The following is a 22,911-nucleotide window of genomic DNA, read 5'->3' on the forward strand; positions in this document are numbered from 1 at the left end:
GTTTGCCTAGGCATCTAAATTTCAGCCCATGCCACAAGACCGCGTCCCCGCCGATTTCTACGAGGCCAACCAGTACGCCACCGAGGCCAGCGTGGGCTACCTCATGCGCCGGGTGCTGCTGAGCCTCACGCAGCAGACCGGCAAACTGCTGGAACCGGTGGGCCTCACGTCCGCCCAGTGGGCGCCCATGTTCAAGATGCACGAGGGCAAGGCCACCACCGTCGCCGAACTCGCCCGGGTGCTGCAGATGGACCCCGGTGCCACCACCCGACTGCTCGACCGCCTGGAAGCCAAGGGCCTGTGCCGCCGCGTGCGCTCCGACCAGGACCGCCGCGTCGTCAACCTCGAACTCACGCCCGAGGGCACCGAGGTGGCGGGGCACATCCCCGTTGCCCTGTCCGAGGTCATGAACGCCCACCTCGCCGGCTTCTCGCGCGACGAATGGCAGACCCTCAAGTCGTACCTCCAGCGAATGATCGACAACGGCGAGGGGATCCACGATGGCTGCTGACACCGATTCCCAGGGGCGATTTTTTTCGTCCGATTCAATGCCTAGGCAGTTAAAGCCCAATCAAATTTCTTCCAGGATGTTCGAGATGAACCCCGCCATCGATTCCCCCGCCGAGATGCCCCGCCACGGGGGCTGGCTCGCCGCCTCTGCCCTGATCGCCGCGCTGGCCTCGACACTCGTGCTGACCCTCGCGGGCTGCGCCAGCTCGGCCGGCATCGCGCCGCGCAGCGCCGAGATCGCGCCCGAGTCGGTCGGCCTGCCCGCCAGCGCCCCGGCCGCCGCCGTTGCACCGCGGCTCGACGAAGCCTGGTGGACCGGCCTCGGCGACCCCGTGCTCGACGGCCTCGTGCAGAAGGCCCTCGCCGGCAGCCCCACGCTGAAGGTGGCGCAGGCCCGCCTCGACCGTGCCGTGGCCGGCGCCGACAGCGCACGCGCCAACGACGGGATCCAGGGGGACGTGAAGCTCGAGGCCACCCGCCAGCGCTACACCGAGAACGGCATGATCCCGAAGCCGCTCGCCGGCTCCATCGAGAACAGCGGCACGATCCAGGCGAGCGCCTCGTACGAGATCGACTTCTTCGGCAAGCACCGCAAGGCCATCGAATCGGCCGTGGGCGTGCAGCGCGCCACCGAGGCCGACATGGCCGCCGCGCGCCTCGTGCTCGCGAGCCAGGTCAGCCGCAACTACCTGCAGCTTGCCCGCCTGTTCGAGCAGCGCGAGGTGGCCGTGCGCGCGCTGGCCCAGCGCGACGAGATGCTCGGCCTGATCCGCCAGCGCGTGGCCGCCGGCCTCGACACGAACGTGGAACTGCGCCAGGGTGAAGGCGCATTGCCCGAGACCCGCCAGGCGGTCGAGGTGCTCGACGAACAGATCGCGCTGACGCGCCACGCGCTCGCCGCACTGACCGTGCAGGCGCCGTCCGCCCTGAACGACCTCGTGCCGCGCCTGCAGAACCTGCACGGCTTCACGTTGCCCGACACGCTGCCCGCCGACCTGATCGCTCGCCGTCCCGACGTGAGCGCCGCCCGCTGGCGCGTCGAGGCGGCCGCGAAGGACAGCCAGTCCTTCAAGACGCAGTTCTATCCGAACGTCAACCTCGTCGCCTTCGCCGGCTTCTCGAGCATCGGCCTCGACCGGCTGCTCCAGAGCGGCAGCCAGCAGTACGGCATCGGCCCGGCCATCCACCTGCCCCTGTTCGACCAGGCTCGCCTGCGCGCCGGCCTGCGCGGCAAGACCGCCGACGTCGACGCCGCGGTGGAGACCTACAACGGCGCCGTGATCGACGCCGTGCGCGACGTGGCCGACCAGCTCGCCTCGGCACGTGCCGTCGCCCGCCAGCAGAACGAACAGCAGCAGGCCGGGGTCGCCGCCGAAGCGGCGTACGACCTGGCCACGCAGCGGTACAAGGCCGGCCTCGGCACGTACCTCACCGTGCTGAACGCGGAGTCCAACGTGCTGCAGCAGCGCCGCTCGGCCGCCGACCTGCGGGCCCGCGCGCTCGATGTGCAGGTGTCGCTGGCCCGCGCCCTCGGCGGCGGCTACGTCGGCCCGCAAGTCCACTGAACGTTTCGACCTTCACACACCAGAACAGAACACCCGTCGCACCGGAGTCCCCCGCCATGAATGCCCCGCAAACCCAAAGCCCCGAGTCCAACCCGCAACGCAAGAAGGCGCTGACCGCCGTGGCCGCCGTGGTCGCCGTGGCCGGCATCGCCTATGGCGCGTACTACGCGCTCGTGCTGAACCACTTCGAATCCACCGACAACGCCTACGTGCAGGGCAACGTCGTGCAGCTGACCCCGCAGGTCGGCGGCACGGTGCTCGCCATCAACGCCGACGACACGGACTTCGTGAAGGCCGGCACGCCCCTCGTCAAGCTCGACACGGCCGACGCCCGCGTGGCGCTCGACCAGGCCGAGGCGCAGCTCGCGCAGACGGTGCGTGAAGTGCGCATCCTGTTCGCCAACAACGCGACGCTGCAGGCCCAGATCGCCCTGCGCGAAGCCGACCAGGCCCGTGCCGAGAGCGACCTGCTCCGAGCGCAGGACGACCTCGCCCGCCGCGCCCCGCTGGTGGCCACCGGCGCCGTCGGCAAGGAAGAGTTCAACCACACCACGTCGCAGCTCGCCGCCGCCAAGAGTGCGGTGGCCGCGGCCAAGTCGGCCGTGCTGGCCGCCCGCGAGCAGCTGACGTCGAACCAGTCCCTGACCGACAACACGTCGGTCGAGCAGCATCCGAACGTGCTGCGTGCCTCGGCCCGCGTGCGCGAGGCCTACCTCGCGCTCAAGCGCGCCGAACTGCCGTCGCCGGTGGATGGCTACGTCGCCAAGCGCAGCGTGCAGGTGGGCCAGCGCGTGCAGGCCGGCGCGCCGCTGATGTCGGTCATCGCGCTCGACCAGGTGTGGGTCGACGCGAACTTCAAGGAAAGCCAGCTGCAGAACCTGCGCATCGGCCAGCCCGTTTCGCTGAAGGCCGACCTGTACGGCAAGAAGGTCGAGTACCACGGCAAGATCGAAGGCCTCGGTGCCGGCACCGGCGCGGCCTTCGCGCTGCTGCCCGCGCAGAACGCCACCGGCAACTGGATCAAGGTGGTGCAGCGCGTGCCGGTGCGCGTGTCGCTCGACCCGCGTGAACTCGCCGACCACCCGCTGCGCGTGGGCCTGTCGATGGACGCCAAGGTCGACATCAGCGACACCAGCGGCAAGATGCTCGCCGACGCCCCGCGCCGCGCGGCCGTCGCGCAGACCACGGTGTTCGACGAGGTCGACCGCATGGCCGACGACGAGGTGCGCCGCATCGTCGCGACGAACCTCGGCCGCGGCGCCAAGGCGCCGGCCCGCGCGGTGGCCGCGTCCGAACCCGCGCACAAGGGCGCCGCGGCGCCGGTGACCGCCCACGTCGCCATCGCGAAGTAAACCGGCGGAGCGTTCCACCATGTCGTCCCCCAACCCCCAGGGCGCCGCGCTGAAGCCGCTCACCGGCAGCCAGCTGGTGCTCGGCACCATTGCGCTGTCGCTCGCCACGTTCATGAACGTGCTCGACAGCTCGATCGCGAACGTGTCGATCCCGGCGATCTCCGGCGACATGGGCGTGAGTCCGGCGCAGGGCACCTGGGTCATCACGTCGTTCGGCGTGGCCAACGCCATCTCGGTGCCGCTCACCGGCTGGCTCACGCAACGCTTCGGCCCGGTCCGCCTGTTCACGGCCAGCATCCTCCTGTTCGTGCTGTCCTCCTGGCTCTGCGGCCTGGCCCCGAGCATCGGCCTGCTGATCGCGTTCCGCGTGCTGCAGGGCCTGGTCGCCGGTCCCATGATCCCGCTGTCGCAGACGCTGCTGCTGTCGAGCTACCCGCCCGCGAAGGCCGGCATGGCGATGGCCATGTGGGCGATGACGGTGCTGGTGGCGCCGGTGGTCGGGCCGTTGCTCGGCGGCTGGATCACCGACAACATCTCGTGGCCGTGGATCTTCTACATCAACATCCCGGTGGGCCTGGTGGCCGCGTCCATCACCTGGTCGATCTACCGCTCGCGCGATCCGGGTCCGAAGAAGGTCAAGCTCGACGTCGTGGGCCTCGCGCTGCTGGTGCTGTGGGTCGGCGCGCTGCAGGTCATGATCGACAAGGGCAAGGAACTCGACTGGTTCGAGTCCGGCGAGATCATCGCGCTGACGGTGGTCGCGGTGGTGGGCTTCCTGTTCTTCCTCGCGTGGGAGCTCACCGAGAAGAACCCGATCGTCGACCTGCGCCTCTTCAAGGGCCGCAACTTCTCGCTCGCGACCATCTCGCTGTCGGTGGCCTACGGCCTCTTCTTCGGCAACGTGGTGCTGATGCCGCTGTGGCTGCAGCAGTACATGGGCTACACGGCCACCTGGGCGGGCATCGCGCTCGCGCCGGTGGGGGTGCTCGCCATCGTGCTGTCGCCGTGGGTGGGCAAGAACGTGAGCAAGATCGACCCGCGGCGCCTGGCCACCGTGGCCTTCGTGGGCTTCGCGCTGGTGCTGTGGATGCGCTCGAAGTTCAACGTGCAGGCCGACCTCGCGACGATCCTGATCCCCACGGTCATCCAGGGCGCGGCGATGGCGTTCTTCTTCATCCCGCTGCAGGCCATCGTGTTCTCGGGCCTCACCCCGGACCGCATGCCCGCGGCCGCCGGCCTGAGCAACTTCGTGCGCATCACGGCCGGCGCGATGGGCACGTCGATCTTCACGACGGCGTGGGAGAACCGGGCGGTGATGCACCACGAGCACATCGCCGAGTCGGTCAACCGCGGCAACCAGGCGGCCAGCACCGCGCTCAGCCAGCTGGGCGCGGCGGGCTACTCACCGGACCAGGCGCTGGCCACGGTCAACCGGCTGGTCGACCAGCAGGCCTACACGCTGGCGGCCACGGACATCTTCTACCTGTCGGCGGTGCTGTTCGTGCTGCTGGTCGGGTTGGTGTGGACCACCAGACCGAAGATGGGCGGAGCCGCCGCCGACGTGGGCGGCGCGCACTGATCCGTCCGGACTCAGCCGCGGACGAGGCGCAGCAGCGCCGAGTCCCGGCCGATGTTCTCGATCACGACGGTGCGGGAGCGCCCGAGCGCGTGGGGCTGGCCCGGCGACACGAAGTGGTCGCTGGCGTCCCCCTTCGCCGTCACCCACAGCCGGCCTTCGATCACCTCGACCCGCAGGTCGCGCCCGTGGCGCAGCGTCAGCACGGCGCCGGCGGCGATCCGGAACGGTGCGGAAGCGTTGGAAGCCGGCGACGACGGGGCCTTGGCCGGGGCAGCGGTGGCGTTGAGGGCGAGCGTGTTCATGGGCTCAACCTTATGACGCCGTCCGGATTCGCGACAGACACAGGCCGTCCGACGTGAACAAGTACAGCGACGGAACTTTCGGACACTGTGCCGGTCGCGTTCACGTCAATCTGTACTGGTCGGCACACCGCTGAACGGTACAGAATGGTTCCATGACGTCCGATGGTGCGCTTTATCTCCAACTCGCCCAGACGATCGCCACCGCGATCCGCAGCGGCACGCTCGCGGCCGGTGAACGCGTCCCCTCGGTGCGCGAGATGGCTCGCCAGGAGGGCGTGTCGCTCTCCACGGTGATCCAGGCCTACCGTTCGCTGGAAGACGCGCACCTGATCGAGGCGCGTCCCCGCTCCGGCTACTTCGTGGCCACCCGCACGCCGGGGCTGCCGCAGCCCGAGACCTCGCGCCCGCCGGCCGACTCCCAGGCGGTGGACGTGGGCTCGCTCACCAGCCAGGTGCTGCGCCTCGCCAACGACCCGGCCTTCACGTCGTTCGGTGCCGCGTGCCCCAGCGCCGAACTGTTCTCGCAGGACCGCGTGCGCCGCGCCGTCAGCCGCGCCGCGCAGCGCAACCGGCACAGCCTGTGCACGTACCCCATCGGCGGGGGTGAGGAGACGTTGCGCCGCGCCATCGCGCGCCACGGCCTGCGCATGGGCTGCCAGATGGACGCGCGCGACATCGTCATCACGAACGGCTGCGTCGAGGCCATCACGCTGTGCCTGCGCGCGGTCACGAAGCCGGGTGACATCGTGGCGCTCGAGTCGCCCACGTACTTCGGTTTCCTGAGCATCCTCGAGAACCTGCACCTGCGGGCGCTCGAGATCCCGACGCATCCGCGCACGGGTGTTTCGCTCGACGCGCTGCAGCTCGCCTTCGACACGCAGCCGGTCAAGGCCGTGCTGCTGGTGCCCACGCTGTCGAACCCCGTGGGCGCCACGATGCCGCAGCAGGACCGCGCGCGCCTGGCCGCCATGCTGTCGCGCCACGACGTGCCGCTGATCGAGGACGTGCTCTACAACGACCTGGCGGAAGACGACGACATGCGCCGCGCGGTGAAGTCGTACGACACCACCGGGCACGTGATGATGTGTGGGTCCTTCTCGAAGACCGTGGCCCCGGGCATCCGCCTGGGCTGGGTCGAGGCCGGCCGCTGGCGCGATCGCGTCGAGGGCCTGAAGCTCGCCACCAGCGGCGCGCAGACGGCGGTGCTCGAACTCGCGATGGCCGACCTGCTCACGCAGCCCGGCGCCGAGGCCAGCTACCGGCAGCTTCGGGCCACGGTGGCCGCGCGCGTGGACGAGGCGGGCCGCATCATCGCCGAGAGTTTCCCGGCCGGCACCCGCGTGACCGACCCGCCGGGCGGCTTCATCCTGTGGGCCGAACTGCCCCGGGAGATCGACACGTTCGCGCTGTTCCGCGCGTGCCTCGCCGAACACATCGTGTTCGCGCCCGGCACCATGTTCAGCGCCACCGACCGCTACCGCCACTGCATCCGCCTGGGCGTGGGCGGGCGGTGGGACAACGCGCAGCGGCAGGCGCTGCGCCGCATCGGCGAGATGGCGTGCGAGATGCTGCAGGCGAAACGCCCGAAGTCAGCCGACGACCGCCAGGCCGAACCGGCGCTGGCCGGCTGATCAGAAGAAGCTGGCCACTACGAACAGCGCGGCCTTCAGCATCGCCACCAGCACCCCGGCGATCAGCACGGTGGACGCCACGGCGGTGATCAGCCCGGCGATGACCCAGAGGCCGTCGCGTTCGAGCACGCCCAGCGCCATCAGGCTGATGGCCAGCGCCGGCAGCATGTTGCCGAGCGGGATGGGCAGCACGAGCACGATGGCGAGGTAGAGACACACGAGGCCCACGAACCGCTCGCCGATGGGGGCGGTGATCCACAGCAGCCGCGGTTTCAGCAGGTTCTCCGCGCGGGCCAGCCACGGCGCGATGCGGGCCACCACGGCGGCGAAGTCGGTCCGCGAGATGGAACGCTGCGCGATGAACTGCGGCAGCCACGGTGCCAGGGCCAGCATCAGCTGCGCGGTCAGGAACACGAGGGGCGTGCCCAGCACGGTGGACGTGCCGGGGGGCATCGGGATCACGCAGGGCAGCGAGAAGATCAGCAGGAGCGCGCCGAGCGCCCGGTCGTCCAGGGCCTTCAGCAAGGCGCCGAGCGAGATGCGGGGCCGCGTGGTGTCGGAGGCGATCTCGAACAGCACATCGGACAGGGCTCGGCCGGAATGGGAATGCGCCATGACCAGGAATTCTCCTCCAGACGGCGAAACGGGGCCCGAAGGCCCCGTCGTGTGGTCGTGAGATCAGGCCGGGAAGGCGGTCACTCGTCGCGGCCGCCGAAGATGCCGAGCAGCATCAGCAGCGACTGGAACACGTTGTAAAGGCTCAGGTACACCCCCAACGTGGCGCTGATGTAGTTCGTTTCAAGGCCGTCCTGGACACGCTTGAGGTCATGCAGGATGAAGGCCGAGAAGATGCCGATGGCCAGCACGGCCAGCGTGATCATCAGCGCGCTCGACTGCAGGAAGATGTTCGCGATGCCGGCCACCAGCAGCATGATCGCGCCGATGAAGAGCCACTTGCCCATCGCCGAGAGGTCACGCTTGATGACCGACGACAGCGTGGCCATGCCCAGGAAGATCAGGCCCGTGCCCGCGAAGGCCGTCATGATCAGGCCGGCGCCGTTCGACAGGCCGAGCACCATGCCGACCATGCGCGAGAGCATCAGGCCCATGAAGAACGTGAACGCGAGCAGGATGGCCACGCCCGTGGACGAGTGCTTGGTCTTCTCGATGGCGAACATGAAGCCGAACGCGCCGGCCAGGAACACGATGGCGCCGATGCCGCCGGACATCGCCGACATCAGGCCGGTGGCCACGCCGATCCAGGCACCCAGCACGGTGGGCACCATCGACAGAGCGAGCAGCCAGTAGGTGTTGCGGAGCGTGCGGTTGCGCGTCTCCACGGAAGGGGCGGTCGAGAAACCGTAGGCGGTTTGCAGGGACTGGTTGTTCATGAGGGTCCTTTCGGAAAAGGGAAGCGATGGGGCATTCTGCGGCGGCCCCACACTTCGTGTAAATGCGAGTTTTTGGCAGGAACAGTTCGAGAAATCCCGAACTGTCAGGCGACCGCTTCCTTCGCCAGGCGCTTCTTGCGCGCCCGGATGTTCAGGGCTTCCACCACCAGCGAGAAGGCCATCGCGGCGTAGATGTAGCCCTTCGGCACGTGGGCCTCGAAGGCTTCGGCCGTGAGCGCCATGCCCACCATCACGAGGAACGCGAGGGCCAGCACCTTCACCGACGGGTGCGCGTCGACGAAGTCGCCGATGGGCTTGGCCGCCACCAGCATCACGCCGACGGACGTCACGACCGCGGCCACCATCACGCCGATCTGGTCGACCATGCCCACCGCGGTGATGACCGAGTCGAGCGAGAAGACGATGTCGATCACGGCGATCTGGCCGATGATGCTCCACATCATGCCGCGCTTGGCCGCGGCCAGCGCTTCGGGCGAGGTGGCGGGCGGGCCGTCCTGTTCGCGGGCTTCCACCTCGACGAAGATCTCGTGCGAGGCCTTGTAGAGCAGGAAGAGGCCGCCCAGCAGCAGCACGAGGTCGCGGCCGCTGATGTCCTGGCCCACCACCGTGAACAGGGTTTCGGTGAGGCCCATCACCCAGCTCAGCGAGAACAGCAGCGCGAGGCGGGAGATCATCGCGAAGCCGAGGCCGAGGCGCCGGGCGAGGTCGCGCTGTTCGGGGGGCAGGCGGCCCACGAGGATCGAGATGAAGATGATGTTGTCCACGCCGAGAACGATCTCGAGGGCGGTCAACATCCCGAAGGCGATCCAGACGTTGGGGTCGAGCAGGAATTCCATGGCGTGGTGCGGGACAGTCGAAGAACACGAGACTGTAGACCTGCCGATCTTTCGCGTAAATTCGGACTTTCAATCACCATGTTTCGAATAATCCGCAGGATGGACGCGTGAACTTCAAGCACCTCCAGTATTTCTGGGCCACCGCCAAGGCCGGCGGGGTCGTGCGGGCCGGCGAACAGCTGCACATCAGCCCCCAGACGCTCTCTGGCCAGATCAAGCTGCTCGAAGACCGGCTGGGCTGCAAGCTCTTCCGCAAGAGCGGTCGTCGCCTCGAACTCACCGAGCAGGGCCGGGTGGCGCTCGGCTACGCCGACCAGATCTTCGCGCTGTCGACCGAGATGGAGGCGGCCATCGGGGCGGCCGCCAGCGGTGAACACGTGCTGGAGTTCCGGGTGGGCATCGCCGACGCCGTGCCCAAGTCCATCGCCTACCGGCTGCTCGAGCCCGCGCTGGGCCTGCCCGAGACGGTGCGCCTGATCTGCACGGAAGGCAAGTTCCAGGACCTGCTGGCGCAGATCTCCGTGCACCGGCTCGACCTGGTCATCGCCGACGAGCCCATGAGCAAGCAACTGAGCGTGAAGGCGTTCAACCACGCGCTGGGCACCACCGCGATGAGCTTTTTCGCGTCGCCGGGCTTGAAGCGCACGCTAAAGGGCACGTTCCCGCAGAACCTGCAGGGCGCGCCGATGCTGATCCAGGGCGCCTCGTCGGCGATGCGCCAGCGGCTGGAGCTGTGGCTGACCCAGCACCAGATCCACCCGAAGGCGGTGGGCGAGTTCGACGACGCCGCGCTGATGAAGGCGTTCGGCGGGGAAGGGCGCGGCGTGTTCATGTCGCCCCGGGTGCTGGAGGAGGAGACCTGCGAGCAGTACGGCGTGAAGGTGCTCGGACGCACCGAGGAACTGGTGGAGGAGTTCTACGCCATCTCGGTGGAGCGGCGCATCACGCACCCCTGTGTCGTGGCCATCACGCAGGCGGCGCGGGGGCGGTTCTTCCGGCTGTAGGCGACGCTCAGGCGCGCAGCCGCGCCGGATCGGCGCTGGGATCGCCCGCGTACAGGCGGAACTTGCCCGTGCCGCTCTGCTTGGCCGCGCGCAGGGCCTCGCCCGCATGGGCGATGGCTTCCTCGAACGTGGCCCCGTGAACGGGCCACACGGCGCCGCCCACGCTGCCCGAGATGCGCAGGTTGCTCAGCGTGCGGTAGCTGAGCGGCCGCTGCAGTTCGGCCAGCACGCGGGCCGCCACGGAACGGGCGAGGGCGGTGGCTTCGCCCACGGGGCAGGTGAGCAGCACCAGGAAGTCGTCGCCGCCGAGGCGGAACACGCTGTCGCCTTCCCGGGCGGCCTGGCGCAGGCGGCGGGCGATCTGCACGAGCACCTCGTCGCCGGCCGGGCGGCCGTAGCGTTCGTTGACCGTCTGGAATCCGTCGATGTCGATGCACAGCACACACGTCTCGGCGGGTTCGTCAGCGGCCGCGTCGGCCAGGCGGCGGGAAATCCGTTCGAGCTGGGCCGCGTTGCCGAGTCCGGTCAGCGTGTCTCGGTGCTCCTGGTCCAGGATGTCGGGCACCGGGGACGCGACAGGCTGCAGGCGGGTGACGGGGGCGAGGTCGGAGCGGCGCTGGGGCCGCACGGCGCCGGCCATCAGCGAGGCGGGTTGGGTGCGGACGGGCTCCTGCGGGGCCGGCGGACGCACGGCGCGCCCGATGGCCCACCAGGCGAGCGCGGCCACGACGAGGCCCGCGCCCATCGCCCAGGTCCAGGCCTCGCGGCGCTGGGCTTCCACCGCGGTGGCGAGCGCCGCCTGTTCGTCGCGGGCGATCACGCGCCAGCCGAAGCCGCGGAAGGCGCCGACCGGCAGGCTTTCGGCGACCGCGGTGAGCGAGGGGCGGCCGTCGCTCCAGGCCACGGCCGTCCAGCGGTCGATGTTCTCCTCGATGCGGGCGGGGGCGAGGGTGGCGCCGGCGTCGCGCCGTTCGGGCGGCAGCAGCAGGTCGCCCTTCGGGCCCACGATCGTCAACTGCAGCGACGCGGGAGCGCCGCGTGGCCGCAGCACGGTCTGGCGCAGCTGGTCGGCCCACTGCCAGCTCAGGTGGGCGGCGAGCACGCCGAGGGGCTCGCCCGCCGCATCGCGCACGGGGGCGGCGATGTCGACGAACTTGATGTCCTCGCCGGGCGGGTGGGGCACGAGTTTCGCGAGCAGCACGGCCTCGTGCACGTCGCCGGTCCACAGGCCCTTCAGGCCGTTCTGGAACACGGGGCGCGACGCGATGGACTGGCCGAGCAGCAGGTCGCCGGTGGCCGCGACGATGGTGCCGTCGGGCGACGCGAGGCCCATCCACGTGAACTGGGGCAGGCGGGATTTCAGCCCTTCGAGCATCGCGCGCGAGGCGGCCGGGTCGGTGACGGGGTGGCGCAGCGTCTCGTCTTCGGACAGCGCCTGCACGTCACGGGCGCGGGCCGCCATCTCCTGCGAGAGCCGGTCGGCCATTTCGCGGGCCGTGGCGAGCAGCCGGTCGCCGGCGGCTTCGCGTGCGGTCTCGGCATGCCGGCGGGCGAACCACTCGCCGCACCCGGCGGCCGCGGCCAGGATCAGCAGGCACACCCCGACCCGCACCTGCAGGCGCAGGTGCCGCGGGCGGAGGGGGGCAGCGGCAGTCATCGGGCTTGTCCGGGATTCACCGACATTGTGGGCGTTGGCTCACCTGACAGGGTGCGGAAAAGCACGGTGTCTTGTGTCCAATTCAACGGAAATGCATTTTCAGAGGCGAAGGCGGCTTGCATAGCCGGTCATCTCCAGGTACCCGCGCCCGAGGCGCCGGCCGTCCGGCGCGCGCAGGTCGCTCAGGCCTTCCCAGTACCACGCGCCCGTGCTGGCCCGGCTGTCGAGCTCCTGGGCGTCGAGCAGTGACACCACCGCGAAGCGGCCGGCCGGGGTGTCGACGGTCCACTCCACCGGGTAGCGGGCCTGCGACGCCGGGCTGGTCCAGGTCCGGCCCGGCGAGAACACCACCTCGTTCGCGCCGAAGATCCGGGCGGGACCGCCGGCCGGGCGGTGGCTGCCGCCGGCCCACAGGGCGCTGCCGTCGGGGCGGCGCAGGCGGAAGGCGGTGAGGGCGGCGCCGTCGTCGAGGTTCATGCCGATCCAGTCCCAACCCACCGCCTCCGCGGGCATCAGCACGGCGCCCCACTCGTGGTCGAGCCAGGCCCGGCCCGTGACGGGCAGGGCCGGGGCGCCGTCCCGCACCAGCGTGCCCGCCACGGCCAGCTGGGGCTCGCTGTAGTAGCCGGTCGTGTTCGCGGGGTCCGGGCCCTTCCGGGACCAGCCGTCTTGCCCCTGCAGCAGCGTGGGCTGGGTCGTGTCGAGCACGAGGTCCAGGTCGAAGCCGGCCGCCGGGCAGCGCACGCGGGTGGTGTAGCGGTCGCCGTCGCGGTCGAGGTGCCAGTCGCGCAGCCGGATCGCGGTGCGCCCCTCGGCCGCCGAGGCCACTCCGAAACCGCTGCGGGCGACCCGCTGGTCGTGGAACTGCCGGCCGGCGGCGAGGTCCGTCAGGGCCGCGTGGCCGAACACCAGCTCACGTGCCGCGAAACGGCTGGGGTGGGCGGTGTCGATGCCGGTGGTGACGCGGAAGAACGTCACCTGGAAGCCCCAGGTGCGTCCACCCGCCTCGAGCGCGCCGGTGACGTACCACCACTCCGTCCGGGCGTCCGGATGGGCCCCGAAATCGTGCGGCAGGCGCACGCCGGGCGTGGCGGCGAGGCCCCACCCGGGCAGCGCCAGGGCCGAAAACAGCAACTTGCGTCGATTCACCATCCAAAGTGCCCCCGTCCTGCCCGACAATCGCGGGTTGCCGCCCATTTGCTCATGACAGAATTTTCTCTTCCCCCCGATTTCGATTTTGGCCAGCAATTCGACCGTGTCACGCTGACGCGGGCGATGGCCCTGAACCCGGATCAGGCCGTGTTGTCGATGCACACCCACGGCAACATGCTGATGACCCGCATGCAGGGCACAGGCCTGGCCGCCTACGACCAGCGCATCACGCTGCCGGTCGACCGGCTGGGCCTGCGTGTCCAGGGGCACTGCACGTGCCCGGTCGGGTTGAACTGCCCCCACGTGGCCGCCGCCCTGATGGCGTTCGAGGCCCGCGAGATCCGCCGCAAGAAGAACCCGCAGGCCACGCCGGCCGTGCGCCCGCTGGGCGGCACGCCGCCGGCCCCGCCCGCGCCGCGCCAGGCCGAACGCCCCGTCGAGAACCTCGGCAGCCTGCCGCTGGTGCCGGTGCTGCGCCTGACCACCTGCGTCGACGTGGCCTCCGAGGCCCTGCTGCACCACCGCTACGGCAACAGCACGTCGCGCAACACCACGCTGCGCCAGGCTTCCGCCCAGTTCTTCCTGCGCTACGTGCCCGACACCGGCAAGCCGCTCGAGTACCACTACCCGGCCGGCAACGCCGAGCAGACGCTGGCCGAACGCCCCGACCCGGCCCACCCGGGCCAGACCACGGCCATCCGCTTCCAGCGCCAGGGCAAGGAAGAGGCCGCGGCGCTGCTGGTGCTGTTCAACGAACTCGGCTTCCGCCCGTGGAGCCTGGCCGCGGGCCTCGCCCACAACCGGCTGACGAAGGTGGGCGCGCGCGCCGCGCAGAACACGCCCCACGCGCTCGAAGGCCAGCCGCTCGTGCTCGTGCCGCAGCTGCGCGACCAGTGGCCCATGCTGCTCGCCAAGCAGCTGCCCGAACTGCAGGAACGCGGCTGGGCCGTCGAACTGGCGGAAGACTTCCCGTACGAGATGCACAACGCCGACGAGTGGTCGGTGGACGTGGAGGAAGCGCCGGACGGCAACTGGTTCACGCTGGGCCTGAAGGTGTCCGTCGAGGGCCAGCCCGTCGACCTCGTGCCGCTGCTGGTGGGCCTCGTGCAGACCGGCTGGCTCAAGCTCGACGCCGCGCTGCGCGACCCCGAGGGCGACGTGCTGGTGCCGTGGCCCGGCAACGAGCCCGCGCTGCCCGGCCGCCCGGTGCGCACGCGCCTGCTGCGCGTGCCCGTGCGCCGCGTCGCCCCGCTGATGGACTGGCTGCGCACCGTGTTCGAGGCCAACGGCCGCGACGCGCCGCTGCGCATGTCCCGCTACGACCTCGGCGCCATGGACGACCTGTCCGTCGGCGCGAAGGTCACTGCACCCACGAGCTTCACCGCGCTGATCGAGCAGGTGCGCGCGCTGCGCACCGGCGAGGGCCTGCCGGTGGTGACGCCGTCGTCCAACGTCAACGCCACGCTGCGCCACTACCAGCAGGACGGCCTCTCGTGGATGGACTTCCTGCGCCGCGCCCAGCTGGGCGGCGTGCTCGCCGACGACATGGGCCTCGGCAAGACGCTGCAGGCGTTGACGCTGCTGCAGGGCGAGCTGGACGCGGGCCGCATCGACCGCCCGTGCCTCGTCATCGTGCCCACCAGCCTGATCGGCAACTGGGCGGCCGAGGCGCGCAAGTTCACGCCGGCGCTCAAGACGCTGGTGCTGCACGGCCCGCAGCGCACGCAGCACTTCGCGAAGATCCCGAAGGTGCACCTCGTGATCACGAGCTACCCGCTCGCGGTGCGCGACGCCGACATGCTCGCGTCGCACGAGTGGCACTACCTGATGCTCGACGAGGCCCAGCGCATCAAGAACGCGCGCAGCCAGGCCGCCCAGTCGGTCAAGGGCCTGCGCGCGCGCCACCGCATGTGCCTGAGCGGCACGCCGCTCGAGAACCACATGGGCGAGCTGTGGAGCCTGATCGACTTCGTGTGCCCGGGCCTGCTCGGCAACGAGAAGGAGTTCCGCGAGCACTATCGCAACCCGATCGAGAAGCGGCAGGAGTCCGCGCTCGCGACGCACCTCGCGCGCCGCGTGCGCCCCTTCATCCTGCGCCGCACGAAGCAGCAGGTGGCCAAGGAACTGCCGGCCAAGACCGAGACGCACCTGCGCGTGCAGCTGTCGGGCGCCCAGGCCGACCTGTACGAGACCGTGCGCGCCACCATGGACAGCAAGCTGCGCGAGGCCATCGAGAAGCAGGGCCTCGCCCGCAGCCAGATCATGGTGCTCGACGCGCTGCTGAAGCTGCGCCAGGTGTGCTGCGACCCGCGCCTCATCAAGACCGGCGAGACCAGCGCCGTGAAGGCCGCGCCGTCGGCCAAGATGGAACTGCTGCTCGACCTGCTGCCCACGCTGGTGGAAGACGGCCGGCGCATCCTGCTGTTCTCGCAATTCACCGAGATGCTCGAGCTGATCGAGGCCGAGGTGCAGCGCCTGAAGCTCCCGTACCTGCTGCTGACCGGCGAGACGAAGGACCGCGCGGGCCTCGTCGACGAGTTCCAGTCGGGCGACGTGCCGCTGTTCCTCATCAGCCTGAAGGCGGGTGGCGTGGGCCTGAACCTCACGGCGGCCGACACGGTCATCCTGTACGACCCGTGGTGGAACCCGGCCGTCGAACAGCAGGCCATCGACCGCGCGTACCGCATCGGGCAGGACAAGCCGGTGTTCGTCTACAAGCTGCTGGCCGACGGCACGGTGGAGGACAAGATGCTCGAGCTGCAGGCCCGCAAGGCCGGCCTCGCCGACATGCTGCTGTCGGGCGTGGCGAGCGATGCGGCGCTGAACGCGCAGGACTTCGACGAGCTGTTCAAGCCGCTGCCGAAGGCCGGATCCATCCAGCCTGCAAGCGGAGGCTGAAGCCCGTACGATCCGGTCCATGCCTTCCCCCGCGACCGACACCCCGCACCCGCCCTGGTGGCAGGCCTTCTGGCCGGCCCCCCAGGCCGTCGATGCCCGTGAACGCCTGCGGGGGGCCGGGGGCGCCGGCATCGGCATCCTGATCACCGCGATCGTCGGACACCTCGCGATGCGCCTCGGGATGCCGGCGTGGATCGTGGCGCCGATGGGGGCTTCGGCCGTGCTGGTGTTCGCGGTGCCGGCGAGTCCGCTCGCGCAGCCGTGGTCGGTGGTCGGCGGCAACACGCTCTCGGCGCTCATCGGCATCATCTGTGCGACGTGGGGCGGCAGCACCGAGTGGGCGGCCGCGGTGGCCGTCGCCGGGGCCATCGGCGTGATGTTCGCGCTGCGCTGCCTGCATCCCCCTGGGGGCGCTTCGGCGCTGCTGATGGTGGTGGCGGGGGTCACCGACCCGCGCTATGCGATCTTCCCGGTGCTGCTGAACTCGGTGCTGCTGGCGAGCGTGGGGGTCGTCTACAACAACCTCACGGGCCGGCGTTATCCGCACGCGCAGCTGCCTGCCAAGCCGTCCGAGTCGAAGGACGACCTCGACGCGGTGCTGGCCCGCTACAACCAGGTGCTGGACATCAGCCGCGACGACCTGCAGGCGCTGCTCGAGCAGACGCGCAGCGAGGGCTACCGGCGCCGCCTGGCCGAACTGCAGTGCAGCGACGTGATGTCGCGCGACCCCATCACCGTGGAATACGGCACCTCGCTGCAGGAGGCGTGGGCGCTGCTGCGAGAGAAGCGCATCAAGGCGTTGCCGGTGGTGGACACGCGCCGGCGCATCATCGGCATCGTCACGCTCGCGGATTTCATGCGCACGGCCGACCTCGACCTGCACGAAGGCTTCGGCCAGAAGCTCAAGCAGTTGATCCGCAGCACGGGCCGCACGCACTCCGACAAGCCGGAGGTGGTGGGCCAGATCATGGCGCGCACGGTGCGTGTGGCCAGCGAGCATCGCAAGCTGGTGGACCTGGTGCCGCTGTTCGGCAGCAGCGGGCACCACCACATCCCCGTCATCGGCGAAGGGGAGCGGCTGGTGGGCATCCTCACGCAGTCGGACGTGGTGGCCGCGCTGGCCGAACCGCCCGTGCGCTGACGCACGTCAGGTCAGCCACCAGATCAGCAGGATCACGGGCAGGGGAACGCCGAGGGCGAGCAGCAGCAGGGTCTTCATCGCGGTTCCTTTCAAGGTCGTGGACGTGACGATGAAAGGTTAGGGCGATGGGCCCGGGCCGGGCACCGGCCCCGGGCGTGCCCGCGTGTCGGACCGCAGGCCTTCAGCGTGACAGCGGCTTGATGCTGCCGCAGTCGTCACCGAGCCACGTGCCCTTCTGCGCGGTGTCGAGCTTCTCGGGCTGGCCGTTGATCTGCGTCAGCACGGTGGCCGTCATCACGTTCGACGTGGGCGAGATCACGCGCACCTCGCCTTCACCCGACACCGGCGGATCCGTCTGGCACGAGAACGACACCTTCGTGACGTTGCCGTCGCGGTTGACGATCTTCTGCGTGCAATCGCCGTTCTGCACGGGGATGTTGCCCTGCGCCACGTCGGCCGCGGTGAGGCACAGGCGCACGGTGGTGGCGCCGTTGCCGATGCCCACGCCGCGCTCGGCCATCATCTGCTCGATCTGGCGGCGTTGCTCCGGCGGCAGCTTGGCGATCTGGGCCTGCGCCTCGGCCATGGCCTTCTCGACCTGGCCGCTCTGGCTCTTGACGGTGCCGACCTGTTCCCACAGGCCCGGCTTGAGCTGGGTCTGCGCATGGGTGGTGAGCGGGGCGCCGAAGGCGGCGAACGCGGCCAGCGCCGCGAGGAGATTCGATTTCATGGTGGAGCACTCGAACGTCGAAGGGGCCGATGTTCGCACGACACGGTCCGCCACGTTGTAGCGTGATGTGTCGCCCCTCAGCCGCCCCGCAGGCGCTCGCGCACGACCCCGAGGGCGAAGCCCAGCAGGTTCAGGCCCTGCCACTGGTTGGGATCGTTCGCCTGCGGCGCGTCCGCGGCCAGGCCGATGCCCCACACGGGGTCCACCGGACTCGCCTCCACCAGCACCTGCGGGTGCGTGGACAGCAGGAAGCCCGACAACGTCGCGTTCTGCGAGAACTTCGCGAGGTTGCCTTCCACCACCGCATCGAAACGCCTCGCCACCCACGCCGCGTCGTCGTAGCCGCGCACCTGCCGGCCGAGGGCCTTGGCCGCCGCGGGTGTGCCGGCCGCGAGGATGCGCGACACGGTCTCCGCATCGCCGAAGAGGCGCGCCTTCTCGGCCATCATGAAATGTTCCGCCGTGGCGTAGGTGAGCCCGTCGACCTGGAACGGCGACTCGAACCACTGGCTGAAGCAGCTGGCCGACGGGCGGCCGTCGGCGCGAGGGCGGTGGCCCCAGAAGTGCAGGAACGAGAGCGGCTCGCCCGCGTCGAAGCGGGTGCGCAGGTCCTCGAGGGACACGGGTGGGGCGAGGGGATGGGTCATCGCGGGCTCATTGGTTGTTCAGTGCAACTTATGGGTGCGGATGTTGCCGCCGATCACGGGATCCGTCAAGCGCCGGCAAGTCCGGTGCGGGTCAATCGGTGTCGAACTGCCGCGAGGCGAAGGCCCACACGAGCCGCGACGCATCGGGCCCGCGCGCGTCGCTGAAGGGGTGTTTCGCCGCGCCGCCGCTCCAGGCATGTCCGAGCGACCCCACCTCGCACAGCGAGGCCCGCGTGCGGCCGCGAAGCTTGTAGTCGGTGACGGTCATCGCGTGGCGCTGGCCCCGCTGCACGCGGCGCGGGGCGGCGGGCCGGGCGCCGGACGCCTCGGCCCAGAACTCGGCGGTGCTCGCGGCGTTGCGGGACGACACCACGCGGTCGGCGTCGCCGTGGATCACGATGAGCGGGGGCCAGCGGGTCGCGTCCGTGCCGTCCGGCAGCGCGGCCGGCCGGTGCCCGTGGCGCATCGCCCGCAATGCCGTCGCGGTGGACGAGGCCGTGCCGGGCGGCACGCCCGAATGCATCGCCACGGCCTTGAAGCGGTCGGGGTACTTCATCGCGAGCAGCGCGGCCATGCTGGCCCCGGCCGACAGCCCGGCGAGCGCGACACGCTCGCGGTCCACCGGATACAGCAGGATCGCCTGCTGCACCGCCGCCATCACGATCTGGGCCTCGGCCTGCGCGAGGCCGGACCGGGTCTCGTACCAGTTCCAGCAGCCCTGGCTGTTGGCCCGCCGGTCCTGCTCGGGGTACAGCACGAGGAACCGTTCGCGGTCGGCGAGGGCGTTCATGCGCGTGGACTCGGCGAAGGCCTTCGCGCTCTGGTGGCAGCCGTGCAGCATCACCATCAGCGGCAGCTTCTCGTGGAAGGCGATGCCCGGCGGACGGTAGAGCTGGAAGCGGCGCAGGCCCGAGGGCGCCATCGCGACGCCGGAGATCCAGTCGCCGGGGCCGGCCGGAGGCCGGCGGTGTTCGTCGACGGCGTCCGAGACCGCCTCGGAGACCTTGCTCATCTGGGCGCGTGTGGCCGCGCCGGCGATCCGCACCGGCATGCGGCCCCATGCGCCCAGCATCTGCTCGAACGGCAAGGCCCAGGGCAGGGCGGCGCGGCGCCGGGCCATGGGCACGCGGGTCAGTTGTTGGCCGTGACCTGGCCGCGGATCTCGCCGCCCGGGTACGCCGCGGTGTGCAGGTTCACATACCACTTGCCGGCCAGCAGGTCCGACGCCTGGATGGCCGACAGCTTGGCCTCGCCCTCGATGGGGCTCGCGAGCGGCCCGGAGAAGGGCACCACGACACCCGTGTTCGTGCCGGGGGCGGCGGGGCCGTGGAAGTGGGCGGCGGTGACGGGGCCGGTCAGGCCGGTGTACGTGACCTTCCACTTGAGCACCTGCGTGTCCGTGTTGTACCGCGCCTCCAGCGTGCCGGAACCGGTGCTGGGGTTGGGCGGCACCTCGGCGGAGGCGGTGAGCTTCGCGCCGAGGGACGGGGCATGCGAACCCATGGGGTTCATCGAGCAGCCTGCGGCGAGCGCGGCCGCGGCGAACACGGCGGTGAGGGTGCGGTTCATGGTGTCTCCGGAAGGGGATCGGACGCCCGTTATGGCACAGCGGCGCGCGCGCCGCCATCGGGCCCGTGCGGAGGCGAGGGCTTCTATTGCAGGCCGGCCGGTGTTGGTGCACGGGGTTCACGCACCGGGACCGGGATGCCCTGCGGTGCGAGCGGATCGTCCACCGGCTCCGGCTCGGGCTCGTCCCGGGGCGGGGGAGGCGGCGGCAGCGGTGGCAGGTTGGGTGTGATCGGGGTGGGGTTCGGGGTGATCGAGGGGGACATCGCGGCTCCAGCATGGACGCGGAAAGCGGAGCGCCCCGCCAGGGCGGGGCGCTCCGGGGGAGAAGGGCGTGGCACGGTCAGAGCTTGTCGACCGCGTCCTTCACCTTCTCTTTGGCATCGCCGACGCCGGCCTGGATCTTCCCGCCGGCCTTGTCGAGCTGGCCTTCCGCGCGCAGGCGGTCGTTGCCCACCGCCTTGCCGGCGGTTTCCTTGATCTGGCCCTTGGCTTGTTCCACGCGGCCTTGGACTTGGTCCTTGTTCATGGTGCAATCCTTCATCGAGTTGGTGGTGATACCGGCGTTGGCCGATGTCTTCATGGTGCGCGGCACACCGGCCCGGGTCTGTCGGGCCGGGGGGCGGTGTGCCGTAGGACATGACCCACCGTCCCTGCAAGGAGCCGTACATGAGTCCGTTCATCCGTGCGTGGCCGCTGGCACTGCTGGTGCTGGCTGGCGTGTCCTCCGCCCAGAAGGTCTATTCCACAGTCACGCCGCCGCCCGTCGAGCGCGTGCGCACCACCTCGGTCGTGAACCTGCGCGCCGGGCCGGGCACGGAGCACGAGGTGGTGGGCAAGGTCGCCCGCGGCGCCTGGTTCGAGGTGCGCGACTGCCACATCACGCCGGGCTGGTGCGAAGTGATCGTGCCGGGGCCCGATCCGGCCTACGTGTCCTCGGCCCACCTGGAGCGCCTCGGGGTCGAGGTCCCGGCCGCACCGGCCGCCTTGCCGGCCCCGGCGACGGTGCCCATCATGGTGGTCGTGGAGCCGCGCGGTCGACGCCATTGACCACCATTGAGGCCATTTTCGCGGCCGATCGCTCAAACTGGCGGGCTAGTGCCATCCATTTTTCGATAGTCCTTCATCCCTCCGGAACCGCTGCCGACATCGGGGCAAGTTCAACCGAGGGAGTGGAAACGTGGGGAATGTCGAAGGGGTGGTCCGGGCCACCGAACGGGCGCAGGCCGCGATGGCCTGGGGGGATGCGGGCGAGAACGACGGGGAAACGCTGCTGCCGTTTTCGGTGCACGTGGTGACCACCGAGGCACAGCTCGACGCGGTGCAGTCCTTGCGCGAGACGGCCTACGGCCGCCACCTGCCGCACCTGAAGGCCTCGTTCGGCCTGCCGGACCCGCTCGACCGCGGCCCCGGCACCACGGTGTTCTACGCCGAGGACAAGCTCACCGGCGAGGTGGTGGGTTCGGCCCGCATCCAGACGAACCGCCACGCGCCGTTGCAGATCGAGCGCAGCCTCGAGTTGCCGGCGCAGTGGCGCGGCAAGCGCCTCGCCGAGATCACGCGCCTCGCGGTGCGGCCCGGCTACGGCGGCCCGGTGCGCCTCGCGCTCGTGAAGGCGAGCCACCTGTACTGCATCGCGATGCAGATCAGCGCGGTGCTCGCCGGCTCGCGCCAGTCGCTGCTGCGTTCGTACCGCATGCTCGGCTTCTCACCGCTCTTCGAGGAAGGCCGCCTCGTGCCGCTGGTGCATGCCGGTGGCCTGCCGCACCACGTGCTGGTGCGCGACATGGTGACGGCCGAAGCCGACGCGCGGGCGCGCAACTCGGGCGACCACGAGTTCGTCTTCCGCACGTACCACCCCGACATCGACCTCTTCGCCGCGGTGGGCGAGCGCGTGCGGCACGGCCTGCGGCCGGTGACGTCGCACTGACGCGGGTCAGGGCCGGTCGTCGAACGGCGCGAACACCTCGGCGATCCAGTCGACGAACAGGCGCAGCTTCGCGCTCAGGTGGCGCGAGGCGGGGTACACCACGTGCAGCGGATGGCGGGGGCGCGTCCAGTCGTCGAGCACGGTGCGCAGGCGGCCCTCGTTGGCGTGCGGATGCACCATGAACTTGAACGCCTGCCCGAGGCCCGCGCCGGACAGCAGCGCGCTCAGGTGCGCCGTGCTTTCGTTGACGGCCACGACGGCCTGCCCGGCCACCTGCAGGTGCTCGTCGCCGCGGTGGAACTCGAGCGGGAAGGCCTTGCCCGTCAGCGACGAGAAGTACCCGACGATCGCGTGTCCGGGGACCCGGTCGCCGTCCTGCGGCGTGCGCGCGGCCAGCTCCGACGGGTGTTTCGGCACGCCACGGGCCTTGAGGTACAGCGGGCTCGCGCACGTCACCCAGTCGAGGTCGGCGATGCGCCGTGCCACGAGCGAGGTGTCCGCGAGTTCGCCGCCGCGGATCACGCAGTCGACCCCTTCGCCGATCAGGTCCACCGGCCGGTCGCTCACGCCGAGGTCGATGTGGAGTTCGGGGTGGCGGGCGCGGAAGGCCGGCAGCGCGGGGATCAGGATCATGTTCGCGAGCACCGAGCCGATGTCGACGCGCAGGCGGCCGCGGGCCTGGGCGCGCGACTGCGCGGCCTGTTCGTCCATCTCCTGCAGGTCTGCGATGAGCCGCGTGGCCCGCTCGTAGTAGGCCGCGCCTTCCGGGGTGACGCTGACCCGGCGTGTCGTGCGCTGCAGCAGCCGGGTGCCGAGGTGGCGCTCCAGGTCCTGCACGAGCTTGGTCACGGTGGGGCGGGGGATGTTCATCGCGTCGGCCGCCTTCGAGAAGGCGCCCGATTCGGCGATGCGCACGAAGACGCGCAGGGCGAGCAACTGGTCCATGGGCTTGATTATTCAACATGATGAAATAAGAAGTGCGAATCTCCGTCTTTATTC

At 70.5% G+C, this 22,911-nt stretch carries 22 protein-coding genes; 10 read left to right on the plus strand and 12 right to left on the minus strand.

Annotated elements, in window-relative coordinates; genetic code table 11:
• Positions 1-28: 28 nt before the first annotated feature.
• The 4 genes from A4W93_RS08415 (at position 29) to A4W93_RS08430 (ending at position 5,006) form a co-directional block, all read left to right on the plus strand.
• Complete coding sequence (locus A4W93_RS08415) at positions 29-511, plus strand: MarR family winged helix-turn-helix transcriptional regulator (protein ID WP_085750194.1); 483 nt, start codon at positions 29-31, stop codon at positions 509-511.
• Between the two features lie 85 nt (positions 512-596).
• On the plus strand, positions 597-2,075 hold the full coding sequence (locus A4W93_RS08420) for an efflux transporter outer membrane subunit (RefSeq protein WP_237357726.1): 1,479 nt from the start codon (positions 597-599) through the stop codon (positions 2,073-2,075).
• A 56-nt stretch (positions 2,076-2,131) separates the two neighbouring features.
• The gene (locus A4W93_RS08425) at positions 2,132-3,427 is read left to right on the plus strand and encodes an HlyD/EmrA/EmrK family protein (protein ID WP_085750195.1); all 1,296 of its coding nucleotides are present in this window, start codon (positions 2,132-2,134) and stop codon (positions 3,425-3,427) included.
• 19 nt (positions 3,428-3,446) lie between these two features.
• Positions 3,447-5,006, plus strand: coding sequence for a DHA2 family efflux MFS transporter permease subunit (locus A4W93_RS08430; RefSeq protein WP_085750196.1), 1,560 nt, complete (start codon positions 3,447-3,449; stop codon positions 5,004-5,006).
• Between the two features lie 11 nt (positions 5,007-5,017).
• Here A4W93_RS08430 and A4W93_RS08435 read toward each other — a convergent pair whose 3' ends face one another.
• Entirely contained in the window at positions 5,018-5,308 is a 291-nt protein-coding gene (locus tag A4W93_RS08435) for a DUF2917 domain-containing protein (RefSeq protein ID WP_085750197.1), read from the minus strand.
• Positions 5,309-5,460: 152 nt separating this feature from the next.
• Between A4W93_RS08435 and A4W93_RS08440 the strand changes: the two genes are divergently transcribed.
• Entirely contained in the window at positions 5,461-6,939 is a 1,479-nt protein-coding gene (locus tag A4W93_RS08440) for an aminotransferase-like domain-containing protein (protein WP_085750198.1), read from the plus strand.
• On the opposite strand, the gene A4W93_RS08445 is transcribed toward A4W93_RS08440, so the two are convergent.
• The 3 genes from A4W93_RS08445 to A4W93_RS08455 form a co-directional block, all read right to left on the minus strand.
• Positions 6,940-7,554 (minus strand): exopolysaccharide biosynthesis protein, encoded by a 615-nt coding sequence (locus tag A4W93_RS08445; RefSeq protein WP_085750199.1) that lies wholly within the window; start codon positions 7,552-7,554, stop codon positions 6,940-6,942.
• Between the two features lie 80 nt (positions 7,555-7,634).
• Positions 7,635-8,330: a Bax inhibitor-1 family protein gene (locus tag A4W93_RS08450; RefSeq protein ID WP_085750200.1), complete on the minus strand. Its 696-nt coding sequence runs from the start codon at positions 8,328-8,330 to the stop codon at positions 7,635-7,637.
• Between the two features lie 104 nt (positions 8,331-8,434).
• Entirely contained in the window at positions 8,435-9,187 is a 753-nt protein-coding gene (locus tag A4W93_RS08455) for a TerC family protein (protein ID WP_085750201.1), read from the minus strand.
• A gap of 107 nt (positions 9,188-9,294) precedes the next feature.
• Here A4W93_RS08455 and nhaR point away from each other — a divergent pair, with 107 nt between their 5' ends.
• Complete coding sequence (nhaR, locus tag A4W93_RS08460) at positions 9,295-10,191, plus strand: transcriptional activator NhaR (RefSeq protein ID WP_085750202.1); 897 nt, start codon at positions 9,295-9,297, stop codon at positions 10,189-10,191.
• A 7-nt stretch (positions 10,192-10,198) separates the two neighbouring features.
• Here the strand turns inward: nhaR and A4W93_RS08465 are convergent, their stop codons facing one another.
• Together A4W93_RS08465 and A4W93_RS08470 are read right to left on the minus strand one after the other, a co-directional pair.
• Positions 10,199-11,848 carry a sensor domain-containing diguanylate cyclase gene (locus tag A4W93_RS08465; RefSeq protein WP_085750203.1) on the minus strand — a complete coding sequence of 550 codons (1,650 nt, stop codon included), beginning with the start codon at positions 11,846-11,848 and terminating at the stop codon, positions 10,199-10,201.
• A 99-nt stretch (positions 11,849-11,947) separates the two neighbouring features.
• On the minus strand, positions 11,948-13,000 hold the full coding sequence (locus A4W93_RS08470; RefSeq protein WP_085750204.1) for a lipocalin-like domain-containing protein: 1,053 nt from the start codon (positions 12,998-13,000) through the stop codon (positions 11,948-11,950).
• 123 nt (positions 13,001-13,123) lie between these two features.
• On the opposite strand from A4W93_RS08470, the gene A4W93_RS08475 reads away from it, so the two are divergent.
• Positions 13,124-15,898: a DEAD/DEAH box helicase gene (locus tag A4W93_RS08475; RefSeq protein ID WP_085750205.1), complete on the plus strand. Its 2,775-nt coding sequence runs from the start codon at positions 13,124-13,126 to the stop codon at positions 15,896-15,898.
• A 19-nt stretch (positions 15,899-15,917) separates the two neighbouring features.
• Positions 15,918-17,039, plus strand: a complete 1,122-nt coding sequence (locus A4W93_RS08480) for an HPP family protein (RefSeq protein ID WP_085750206.1) — start codon at positions 15,918-15,920, stop codon at positions 17,037-17,039.
• A 181-nt stretch (positions 17,040-17,220) separates the two neighbouring features.
• Here the strand turns inward: A4W93_RS08480 and A4W93_RS08485 are convergent, their stop codons facing one another.
• The 5 genes from A4W93_RS08485 to A4W93_RS08505 form a co-directional block, all read right to left on the minus strand.
• Complete coding sequence (locus tag A4W93_RS08485; protein ID WP_085750207.1) at positions 17,221-17,769, minus strand: DUF3617 domain-containing protein; 549 nt, start codon at positions 17,767-17,769, stop codon at positions 17,221-17,223.
• Between the two features lie 77 nt (positions 17,770-17,846).
• Complete coding sequence (locus tag A4W93_RS08490) at positions 17,847-18,416, minus strand: riboflavin biosynthesis intermediates N-glycosidase (protein WP_085750208.1); 570 nt, start codon at positions 18,414-18,416, stop codon at positions 17,847-17,849.
• Between the two features lie 91 nt (positions 18,417-18,507).
• Positions 18,508-19,536 carry an extracellular catalytic domain type 1 short-chain-length polyhydroxyalkanoate depolymerase gene (locus A4W93_RS08495; RefSeq protein ID WP_085750209.1) on the minus strand — a complete coding sequence of 343 codons (1,029 nt, stop codon included), beginning with the start codon at positions 19,534-19,536 and terminating at the stop codon, positions 18,508-18,510.
• An 11-nt stretch (positions 19,537-19,547) separates the two neighbouring features.
• Entirely contained in the window at positions 19,548-19,985 is a 438-nt protein-coding gene (locus A4W93_RS08500) for a CHRD domain-containing protein (RefSeq protein WP_085750210.1), read from the minus strand.
• Positions 19,986-20,325: 340 nt separating this feature from the next.
• The gene (locus A4W93_RS08505; RefSeq protein ID WP_085750211.1) at positions 20,326-20,511 is read right to left on the minus strand and encodes a CsbD family protein; all 186 of its coding nucleotides are present in this window, start codon (positions 20,509-20,511) and stop codon (positions 20,326-20,328) included.
• A 140-nt stretch (positions 20,512-20,651) separates the two neighbouring features.
• On the opposite strand from A4W93_RS08505, the gene A4W93_RS08510 reads away from it, so the two are divergent.
• Both A4W93_RS08510 and A4W93_RS08515 read left to right on the plus strand, forming a co-directional pair.
• The gene (locus A4W93_RS08510) at positions 20,652-21,032 is read left to right on the plus strand and encodes an SH3 domain-containing protein (protein WP_157782137.1); all 381 of its coding nucleotides are present in this window, start codon (positions 20,652-20,654) and stop codon (positions 21,030-21,032) included.
• 130 nt (positions 21,033-21,162) lie between these two features.
• Positions 21,163-21,912, plus strand: a complete 750-nt coding sequence (locus A4W93_RS08515) for an N-acyl amino acid synthase FeeM domain-containing protein (protein WP_157131616.1) — start codon at positions 21,163-21,165, stop codon at positions 21,910-21,912.
• Positions 21,913-21,918: 6 nt separating this feature from the next.
• On the opposite strand, the gene A4W93_RS08520 is transcribed toward A4W93_RS08515, so the two are convergent.
• On the minus strand, positions 21,919-22,857 hold the full coding sequence (locus tag A4W93_RS08520) for a LysR substrate-binding domain-containing protein (RefSeq protein ID WP_085750214.1): 939 nt from the start codon (positions 22,855-22,857) through the stop codon (positions 21,919-21,921).
• Positions 22,858-22,911: the final 54 nt, after the last annotated feature.

Origin of the sequence: Piscinibacter gummiphilus (genome assembly GCF_002116905.1) — a bacterium.
In the GTDB taxonomy this organism is placed as follows: Bacteria; Pseudomonadota; Gammaproteobacteria; order Burkholderiales; family Burkholderiaceae_C; genus Rhizobacter; species Rhizobacter gummiphilus.